Source organism: Xanthomonas dyei (assembly GCF_002939865.1).
In the GTDB taxonomy this organism is placed as follows: domain Bacteria; phylum Pseudomonadota; class Gammaproteobacteria; order Xanthomonadales; family Xanthomonadaceae; genus Xanthomonas; species Xanthomonas dyei.
The window spans coordinates 1-8,946 of the sequence record NZ_MDEE01000073.1 but is presented as its reverse complement, the minus strand read 5'-3'; the positions used below and the strand labels follow the sequence as shown (position 1 = coordinate 8,946).

Here is an 8,946-nt window from a genome sequence, read left to right as displayed (position 1 = left end):
GACGCGCCCGACTGGGCGTTGATCCCTGGGGAGCTCTGGCCGAAAGCCGAGGCGGCGGAGAACCGCAAGAACTCGGTGGTGGCCCGTGAGTTCGAAGTGGCCTTGCCCCACGAACTCACTGACGAGCAGCGGTCCGATCTCGCTGTGGCTATTGGGCAAGCCCTGGTCGCCCGCTACGGTTTCGCTTTGCAGGCCAGCATCCACTCCCCAGGCTCCCGCGATGGGCTGAACCACCATGTCCACCTGCTGGCCACCACGCGCCGACTGACCAGCGACGGCTTCGCCGAGAAGACACGAGAGCTGGACGGCGGGGCGTCGGGCAAGATCGAGATCGAGTGGATCCGCCAAACCATGGCTTCCACCATCAACGAGCATTTGGCCTCGGCCGGCATTGATGCCCGGGTCGACCACCGTCGCTTGGAAGTCCAGGCCGAAGATGCCCTGGCCCGCGGGGACTGGGCCGAAGCGATGGTGCTGTCCCGCCAGCCCACAAAGCACGTGGGTAAGACGGCCACAGCACTGGCCCGCAAAGGCGTGATGACCGAACGTGCTGCCGAGAACGCCCGCATCGTTCGTGAAAATGAGGAAGCCTTCGAGCGGTTGCTCGCTCAAGCTGAGCAGGAGGGCAGGGCGACTCTGGGCTCCGCTGGTCATAGCCACGACCAGGCGCAGCGCGACCGTCGACACAGGGTTGGCTCCACAAAAGACCTTCCGTCTTCTGTGCCTGGTTTGGAGATCCACGGGCTTCGAGGCATGCGCCTGTCCGAAGCGCTTGGTTGGTCTGCGGAAGATGCGGAGGTGCGACCGCTGCGCCCCGTTAGTGAACTTGTCGCCGAGGTGGCTCGGGTTCTGACAGAGATCCTCTCCACCCGGCCCGACCTGGCGTTGACCGCAACTCAGCGGCTAGTGGGGCAGTGGACGACTTATGCGGCTGCCCTTCTCGATGGTGTCGATGTGCGTAGGTGGCTCAATGTGCTGGTCGAACGACTGGGCCGCCTCAAGCGCAGCGTCGTGAAGTTCGCCCAACGAACCAGCGCCTTGGGGCGTGCCGAGAAGCTCTTCCACCTAGCTGAGCAGGCGTGGGAGCAGTTTAACGGCGACCATCCTCGGCCCGATGGCGAGTGGTCCTCTCAAGAATGGGAAAAGCGACGAGGACGGCGGTTGGCCGTGCTGGAAAAACGCACAGCCGAATTGGCGACAGCCCGGGCAGCGGTCTCCGAGCAGCGGTGGAACGACGACGAGAACGAGATTGAGATCCGCGCGGCTCAGGTGGAGCAGTGGAGCGAAGCGATGCTTGCCAGTCCAGAGTTCGACTCCGTTCTTCGCTCTGTTGCGCCGATCAACGCTGCCCCAGCAGTGCCCAAGCTCTCCCCGGTGCCAGTGCCGCACCCAACAAGTCGACGGCCGCGGCCCTGATGGATATCGAAAGCCCCGCAGATGCGGGGCTTTCTTCCTTGGGCCCTAGCGGCAGGCGCGAGGGCGAGGGCGCAAGTCTGCGCGTTCAATCCCAATGGGCTCCTTGGGGCGGGGGACGTTGTCCTGATCCTTCTTCTTGCGCGCCTCTCGCCACTCCTCAATGGAGGTAGGCATGGTCGGCACGACGCTGCGATCCACGGCCGCTCGTTTGACGAGGATGGGTTGAGAAGGTGCCATGGCTGACGCCTGGGTTTGACTGGCCGGCCCTGGCGCGCCGAGCCGTAGCAACTCTGCAGCCAAATCCAGTGAGTATTGGATGTCCTCGACTTGGTTAGGGGGAAGGCGTGTGGTGTGTTGCTGGAGGAGGTGGCCGAGCAGGCGACTGGCGACTTGGATTTGTGTTTGGTGGTGCATGGGTGCTCCTGTGTTGGGTAAGCCCTCATCCAACCAAGAAACGATACTTAAGCAAGAGCTCGCTTGTGGCTGCATTTCACAAATTTGAATACGCGAAGAAATTCGATGGCAGTTATGCCATCTGACGGATAGGAAAGATTTCAACTGGGTCGGCGTCCCCGATTTGTCGTTTGTAGAAGCACATGGTCCGCTGAGGCAATGGGAGCAATCACGCCGTATCGGCGGGTTCTGGCTTGTGCGCGATGCTGACCGACCAGCCGCCGGTCTCCTCCCGTTGCGTGGTCAGCAGGTCGTAGGTTTTGACCATATTGAGCAACCCCGAATGGCCATAGAGGTTGGGTGAGAAGGACGGGTCGGTTCGTTTGAGGTATTGACCCAGTGCTCCCAATCCAACCTTGCCTTCAGAGGTGTCTCCCGTCAGCAGGGTGACGGCTTCAACCAAGAACCGAGGGCGGCGCTTGGGTAGCGGCTTGGCTTCAGCGCGGGGCGCTTCTTCTTTCGCCGCCTCCGATTTCAGGACAGGAAGTTCATTGCCCTGGACTTCGGGTGCTGCCGCTTCCTTGGCCTTCCGGTCCCATTCGAAGAACTGGTCGCAGGCGTTGCGCAAAGCATCCGGGGTCTTGGGCTCGCCCACGATGAAGACCGTCGCTCCACGCTCCCGGAGCTTGCGGCAAAGGTAAGAAAAGTCCGAGTCGCTCGTCACTAGGCAAAAGGTGTCGGCTCGGTGATCGAACAACGCCTCCAAGGCGTCGAGCGCCAAAGCGATGTCGGCCGTGTTCTTGCCGGAGGCGTATTGGTATTGAAGGCACGGGGTGAACGCCTGGCGGACCAGGACTTCCTGCCACTTGTTGGCAAGGGTGTTGTGGTTGCCATACCCACGGCGCAGCACGACCCGGCCGAACTGGGCCACCATGAGCAACGCGTGCTCGACGATGTCGGTCGGCACGTTGTCGCAGTCGACCAATACCGCGACACGTGCTTCATGCGGGCTGTTCGGGTTGCTCATGCCGGCGAGATCCAAGTTTTACGCAGACAGACAATGGCGTCAGCAACTCCCCCATGGCAAGCGGGCGCTAGCAAGAGGGAAGAGCGCGGAGCTCTGATCATGTCAACACTGAAAGCAAACCTGCCGAACAGGCTTTCTGCAACGGTCTGACTTCGTTGCATCCGGGGTGCCCCGAACCACTGCCGCTGACGATGCCACCATGATTTAAGACGATACTTTCTGCTTGGAAACGCCTTGCTTGTCGCCGCATCGCTAATCCGATATCGTTAACGCCTAGCCGTCCTTTTCATGGGATTGGTTGTAATCACCACCGCTGCCAGCGTGGGGTGGGTGGGAATGGATTCCTAACTGATGCTGCAAGTGCAGCTGACAAGGAGTGTTGCCGTGTCAAATCGGGCCGTGGCGCGTTTTTCTGCTTCCTCAGTTCTGTCAAAGAGCGCGCGTTGCGCGGCGCTCTTGATGCCGGTTGTTTTTGGTGCCTATGGATTACTAGGCGCTAGTCCTGCGCACGCCCAAACTCCGCCTAAAGCTACGTTCTGCGCGCTGTCCCTCGGCTGCTACGACACAATGGAGAAGGCTGCCGATGCCCTTCGCAACTCCAAGGACTACCAAGGCATCGGTCAGTATTTGAAGGCCTACTCAAGAGGTTTTTTGAATCGGGGAGCGGGAGAGGTCTGGACCTATTTCCGTGTCCCGTTTCTAAAGGCCACCTCGGTCTCTAGCCCTTCCTATGGGGTCAATTTGGGTATCTACGGGGTCGGAAACCCCGGCTGCGCTGCGTCCCCAGAGTTTGGAACAACCTGGTGCACGGATGAAGGCGCACTCATCGCCAAGTCACTGGACATTCTAACTGCGAAGGTCGGGAAATCTTGTTCGCTTAAATCTAATGTTCAAACGTCGAACTACAACACGACGGGTCTGGGCCTCCTCCCAAATGGCGATGTTAGTTATAGCTCAGACAAGTATTTCACCGCGACATTTAATTGTCTGTCGAATTCGGGGGCACCTGTCTCGGTGTCGTGGCGTTGGAATGTCTACAAGAAGCGAAAGTTGACGTGCGAAGCAAACTTCACGCCTTCTCAGGGAAATTTAATTCTCGCGGAGGCAGCTCTTACGACAGAGGCTGTTTGTAAGCCAAAGAATGATGACAACACCTGGGTCACGTCGCCCTTGAAGCAGTTCCAAAGCTGCAGCACAAACAACCCTTGCCATCCCACGACAGGCGATAAGTCTCGCGAAGAGAAAGACTTCGAGTTCGCAGGTCGTTCTTTCAATCGATATTATCATTCCGTCAATCAGACCAAGAGTGTCATACCGGTCGGAGAGGGCTGGTCGTTGAGTTACAGCGACCGATTCGACAGTTCCAACACAGCCTATCTCGACGAGGCGGGCAACAGGGATGTTTTCACCACGGTTGCTGCTGGCACCGGCCGTGCCCGGAATTCGGGGCGACTATATCGCCGCATCAGCAACAGCACTACGTATTATCGGGTCATCGAAGAAACTGGCGAATACCGCGATTTCGGCAAGGATGGCGAGCTGCTCGCGGTGCGCAATCCAGCCTCGCCGGACCGTGACGTAACCGTGGTCTACGACGGCACACGCATTGCGCGATTGGTTGATGGCCATGGCCGCGCGGTGACGTTCGTCTATACCGACGGGCGTGTCACGGGCATGGAGATTCCTGGTGGCGGCATCGTCCTTTACGACTACGATGTGGATGGAAATCTGATTGTCGCAACGTATCCCGACGGCGCAAAGCGCCTTTACCACTACCATGAGAAGGGGCTTGCGGAGCCCCAGCTGGTCAACTATTTGACTGGTATCACCGGGGAGAACGGACAGCGTTACGCTTCGTTTGGTTACGACACCTATGGACGCGTGATCAGCAGCGTTCTCCATGGCGATACCGAGGTGGTCGATGGAGTGACCCTTAACTACGTGGCCGAAGGCGTTACGGAAGTCACACAAGCTTCTGGCGCGGTCAAGCGCTTCGAGTATGGGTCTACCATTTTCAGCCCGGTCAACAACGTAACCGAAGGCGCAGCAAGCACGTCCAACACCTACTTCAGCGATGGTCGGCTGCAAAGCGTGACGGACGCATCGGGCAGCAAGGTTTCCTACGAATACGCACCGGCGTATCAATCAGCGGTGACGGTCGGTGACGGCACGCCGGAGGCGGTGCGCACCGAGAGCGTGAGGGATGCGCTGACCCATCAATTGACCGAGCTTAATGTGAAAGGGGCGCAGGGGCTGGTTGTGTCCAAGCGATGGACTCGCAATGAGCGTGGCCAAGCACTGACCCAGGTCGAGCAAGATGCCGTTTCCGGGAAGCAGCGTCAGCAGACCTTCACCTATTGCGAGCAGGTCGACGTAACCGCAGGAAGTTGCCCCCTGTTGGGAGTGCTGCTGCGGGTGGACGGAGCGCGCACAGATCTCAGCGACGCCGCCACCTACGAGTACTATCCCGCAGCCCAGGGCGGGGATCTGAAGACGATCACCAATGCAGTGGGCCAGGTCACCCAGTTCCTCAGTTACGACAGCGCCGGCCGTGTGTTGTCGCAGAAGGATCCGAATGGGGTTGTGACCGACTACAGCTACGATGCGCGAGGTCGGCTGACGGCAAGCATGGTCCGGGGACAGGACAGCGGCTCGGAGACGGATGACCGCATTACGCGCTACAGCTATTGGCCCACCGGCTTGGTCAAGCAGGTTGCGCTGCCGGGCGGCGACGTGTCTAACTTCACCTACGACAGCGCATTCCGGCTGACCAGGGTATCGGATCGTTACGGCAACTCCTTCGTCTACACGCTGGACACGTCGGGACACCGGATCAAGGAGGACATCACGGATGCCAAGAACACCTTGCTGTTCACGGTGTCCCGTATTTACGACGAACTCGGTCGCCTGAAGACGCAGGCGGATGCGCAAGGCAACCCAACGGATTTTACCTACGATGCAGTGGGCACGTTGAAGGAGCGGATAGACGCCATGGGTAGGTCAAGCACCTATGCCTATGATGCATTGCATCGCTTGAAGCAGAGTATTGAAGACACCTCCGACATCAAGGCGACGAGCGCTTTCCAATACGACGTGCTTGGACAACCGTCAGTGGTAACGGACCCGAAAGGCTTGAAGACGACCTACAAGCGCAATGGTCTGGGCGAACTGTTGGCGTTACAGAGTCCCGACACGGGCAGCACCGGCTTCACCTACGACGACGCAGGCAACGTGCTGTCCAGGAAGGACGCAGCTAACCGGCAGGCCACCTACACCTACGATGCCTTGAACCGCCCAGTGTCGGTGACCTATGCCGATGCAGCGCTCGAGACCCGTTTTGTCTACGACGTGGCCCCGGCCGTCTGCGTGGCGGGAGAGCAATTCGCAGCCGGGCGCTTGGCCAGCATGAAGGACGGCAGCGGCACGACGCAGTATTGCTACAACCGATTCGGCGACCTGGTGCGCAAGGTCCAGACGACCAATGGCAAGGCATTGACGGTCCGTTATGCCTACACGGCAGGCGGGAACTTGACGAGCATGATTTATCCGGACGGGGCGATGGTTGACTATGTCCGCAATGAGCGGGGCCAGATCGCCGAGGTGGGCTATACCGCGCCTGGCGGCTCGCGCGAGGTGTTGGTTAAGGGTGCCACGTATCTGCCCATGGGCCCGGTGGCCGGCTGGACCTACGGCAACGGCCGCGTGCTGACCCGAGCTTACGACCAGGATTACCGCCCCAAGGCCATTCAGGACAAAGCGGTTGGCGGTCTGGATGTCGGGTTCGGGTTCGATGAGGTGGGCAATCTCACCTCACTGACCCCAGCCGGCAATCCGACGCCGGAGATCGGCCTGGGCTACGACGCGCTCGGCCGCCTCACAGCCCTCACCGACGGTGTCACAGGAACCGTCATTGATGGCTATAGCTATGACGCCACCGGCAATCGCCTTAGCGCCAAGGTCGGCAGCGTTACACAGGCTTACACCTATCCAACGACCAATCATCGCCTGAGTGCAGTAGCTGGCGTGGCGCGCACCTACGACAAGACAGGCAATACGCTGAGCATCGGTGGCAAGGCGCGGGAGTTCCCCTACGACGCATCCGGCCGCATGAGCATGGTCAAGCGTGCAGGCGTGCTTGTGATGAATTATCGCTACAACGGTAAAGGCGAACAGGTGCGCCGCTTCTTGGGCACAACCAACACCTACACGCTTTACGATGAAGCCGGCCACTGGCTGGGCGACTACGACACCAATGGCGCGCCCAAGCAACAGGTGATCTGGCTGGACGATCTACCGGTCGGCCTGCTGGCCAACGCCAACAAGCTGCACTACATCGAACCCGATCACCTGGGCAGCCCGCGTGTAGTGGTTGACCCGGTTCGTAACGTGGCGGTGTGGGGGTGGAGCTTGAAGGGCGAGGCCTTCGGCAACACTGCGCCGAATCAGGATCCGGATGGCGATGGTGCGGCGCTGGTGTTGGATATGCGCTTTCCGGGGCAGCGGTTTGATGCGGCTAGCGGGTTGAATCAAAATTACTTCAGGGACTACGACTCTGCTACCGGGCGGTATGGGCAGAGTGATCCGATTGGATTGGGCGGCGGTTTGTCGACATTTGGCTATGTTGGAGGAAGTCCGCTTTACCTGATTGATCCGCTAGGGCTTGAGTCTGGCACATTCCAATTTGGCCAATACCGAATGAAGCAGCCAGAATTTGAGTCGGGCGCTAATCGAGGTGGTGCGACGGCAATGAAGATACTTTCCTCGTTTAATTCAGAAATGAAGAGCCGAAATATTGCGGGGAGCGATCAGTTCTATCATTGCCTTGCCGCTTGCAAGGCAACGCAGGCAACAAAGAACCCTGAGTTGGTCTTGGAAATGATGGCGCTTAAGGAAACCAAGGATTACTACGCCGGGCGCCTGGGGTTGTATGGGGATGGAAGGCGACGCGGCCACTATGAGATGCAGGCGGACAATCAGGCGGATATGGACGTTAACCGGTTAGGTGCGACATGTCAGATGGGCGAGGATTGCTCCCGTCGGTGTATGGGACTGGTTCCTGAGCGCTCTCGGCCATTTTTATCCAATTACATCCCAGAGTGGGGTCAGGATGAGTAGGTTCAAGTTTCTATCTTTGCTGCTACTTGCTCTTTCTGGGTGTGCTCCCTACGACGCTCCTAGAGCTTATAAGGATTTGGAAAGCCTTAAGAGGTCGAATGATTTTTCAGCTTCGGCGTCGCTGGGCGCTATGCCTAGCGATGCTGGCGACATCAAGGTTTACTCCGATATTGATTCGGGTCTTGTGTTGATTTCATACAAGACTTCGGAGGGCGTGTTTGTTTCTAAGGGATTTGGTCGCCAGTTATCTGCTGGCCTATACCGGCTTGTTCAGGAAAACCTAGGTTTTGTGGATGTCACTATTTCGGATATACGTTACGCATGTGAGAGCAGAGAGGTGAAGGCAGGTGGCGAGTTGCTGAAGTATCAGCAGGTTGCATTTTTGGGACAGTCTTCCGGCAGGCAGTATCGTTGGAACAGCGTGAATCCTGATGTTTACAGGAAGCTTTGCTTGGATCCAGCGGTAGGAGTTTGATCTGGTCTCGAATGGTACTCATTCGCTAATTTAGTTGAAGCTATCAAGGCTCAGTCCGTTGACGCGACGGTGAGCCTTGGTCGCAATCTCCGAAGGCATAGAGTTAATTGTGCCAAGCGATTTTGTGCCCGCTGTTAGTCTTTATCTTCGCTGGCTTCATCGAGCTCCTGAAGAATGTTTTTTCAAGGAGACGACGGATGTTTTTTATTCATCAAGGCCGACAGCGCGTCCAGGCTGAGCCCGTAGGCCAGCGCCGACAGGCCCGGCGATACGCCTCGCAGCCCATCAAGCTTCTCCTTGGCGGTGAAGGATCGGCTGTAGGTCACGTGGTGCTCGTCGTCCAACTCATGGCCGACCAGCTGAGCGCGGAGCTCGGAAACCACACCCGCTCCCTGCAACTCCTGGATCAGCGTCTTGCGCAGCGAGTGGATGTAATGACCCATCGGTTTCTGCACAGGTCAGGTGGTTAATGTAGCGGCATAGGCTTGGTCAGGCGTCATCATCTTCAGTGCCTGATGCG

At 58.5% G+C, this 8,946-nt stretch carries 5 protein-coding genes and 1 pseudogene; 3 read left to right on the top strand and 3 right to left on the bottom strand.

The features are described from left to right. Positions 1-1,416, top strand: a 1,416-nt coding sequence (locus XdyCFBP7245_RS22660; protein ID WP_104617613.1) for a MobA/MobL family protein, incomplete at its 5' end; no start/stop codon positions are given. 45 nt (positions 1,417-1,461) lie between these two features. On the opposite strand, the gene XdyCFBP7245_RS24840 is transcribed toward XdyCFBP7245_RS22660, so the two are convergent. Both XdyCFBP7245_RS24840 and XdyCFBP7245_RS22650 read right to left on the bottom strand, forming a co-directional pair. Beyond that, positions 1,462-1,830, bottom strand: coding sequence for a hypothetical protein (locus XdyCFBP7245_RS24840; protein WP_104617612.1), 369 nt, complete (start codon positions 1,828-1,830; stop codon positions 1,462-1,464). Positions 1,831-2,038: 208 nt separating this feature from the next. Further along, positions 2,039-2,836: an NYN domain-containing protein gene (locus tag XdyCFBP7245_RS22650; RefSeq protein WP_104617611.1), complete on the bottom strand. Its 798-nt coding sequence runs from the start codon at positions 2,834-2,836 to the stop codon at positions 2,039-2,041. Positions 2,837-3,187: 351 nt separating this feature from the next. On the opposite strand from XdyCFBP7245_RS22650, the gene XdyCFBP7245_RS22645 reads away from it, so the two are divergent. Beyond that, entirely contained in the window at positions 3,188-7,951 is a 4,764-nt protein-coding gene (locus XdyCFBP7245_RS22645; RefSeq protein WP_244907903.1) for an RHS repeat-associated core domain-containing protein, read from the top strand. Further along, positions 7,944-8,426 carry a hypothetical protein gene (locus XdyCFBP7245_RS23940; protein WP_146091718.1) on the top strand — a complete coding sequence of 161 codons (483 nt, stop codon included), beginning with the start codon at positions 7,944-7,946 and terminating at the stop codon, positions 8,424-8,426. Before XdyCFBP7245_RS22645 ends, XdyCFBP7245_RS23940 begins: the two co-directional genes overlap by 8 nt. 182 nt (positions 8,427-8,608) lie before the next feature. On the opposite strand, the pseudogene XdyCFBP7245_RS22635 reads toward XdyCFBP7245_RS23940, so the two are convergent. Beyond that, positions 8,609-8,854 (bottom strand): annotated as a pseudogene (locus XdyCFBP7245_RS22635) (integrase); the annotation flags it as partial. Positions 8,855-8,946 lie beyond the last annotated feature (92 nt).